Genomic DNA, 984 nt, shown 5'->3' with positions numbered 1-984 from the left:
GCGGCAGGGGATTGGGGCGCTTCATGTTGGGGGACCGTCGTCTGTGGTGTCATCACAGAGGAAAAGCCACCCTCGGAGCCTCGATGGGACATCCACACCGGCCACGGGAACAGACAAGGAACAAAAATGCTTGCCTACGCGCTGCGACTCCGCGATCATCTCCGGTTGAATCCCTATCGAGCAGCTGTTGATTGAGGTGTGTTCATGCCGCGCAAGTCTCTTCCTTTGGGCCCCGAATCTCTTGGTCTGATCGAGGATGCGCGGGTCGATCTACTTGGTGCAGCGTTCGCCGTTCGGGACGATGACAGCGAGCCTGAATTCGACCTGCCCGAGGATATGCCGGATCTCGAGGACGGGGACGCCGTCCATGCGTTTCGGGAACGGCTGATCGAGATTCTCTCCGAATTCGACCCGGACGAACTTCGCCCGACGGAAACGCGTTCGCGCCGCATTCGCGCCCTCGCCAGCGGGAAGGGCGTCACGTCGCTCGAAACCATCGTGGCCCAGAAGCTGGATCACGAACGGGCGGCGGAGTTCGACGATCAGCCCGACCCGCTGTGCAGGAGTATCTGGGCGTTTCTCAATGCGCGCGAGACCTTCGAGGATGCGGAGAGCTTCCACTTCGCCCGACAGTTTCGAGACCACCGCAAGCTCTATGACGCCTTCGAGGTGGATCTCGAAAACGCGACCCCGCTCGATGCATCGTCCGTCGACGAGCGGGCGCTGTCGATCAGGATCAAGCAGGTCCTCGAGCTCAGGCCGGCGATCTCCTGCACCGTCCGCGCGCTCGACCTGCCGAAGACCGACGCCCACCCCGCGTCGATCATGCTGATCGTGCGCCATGGCGGGCCGCTCTCCAGCGTCTACAATCATCGCGACGACGGCCGGCGCGCGGCGATCTACTATCGCCCGCCGAACGAGGCGACGCTGATCTACACGCCGTCGCTGCAGCAGATCGAGGTCTGCGCGGACAGCCCGCTGGTT

At 63.2% G+C, this 984-nt stretch carries 1 protein-coding gene; it reads left to right on the top strand.

Annotated elements, in window-relative coordinates:
* Positions 1-204: 204 nt before the first annotated feature.
* A partial coding sequence (locus DRV84_RS15150) for a hypothetical protein (protein ID WP_147298889.1) occupies positions 205-984 on the top strand: 780 nt, incomplete at its 3' end.

Source organism: Rhodosalinus sediminis, from assembly GCF_003385555.1.
GTDB lineage: Bacteria > Pseudomonadota > Alphaproteobacteria > Rhodobacterales > Rhodobacteraceae > Rhodosalinus > Rhodosalinus sediminis.
This window is presented reverse-complemented; position numbering and strand designations above follow the sequence as displayed.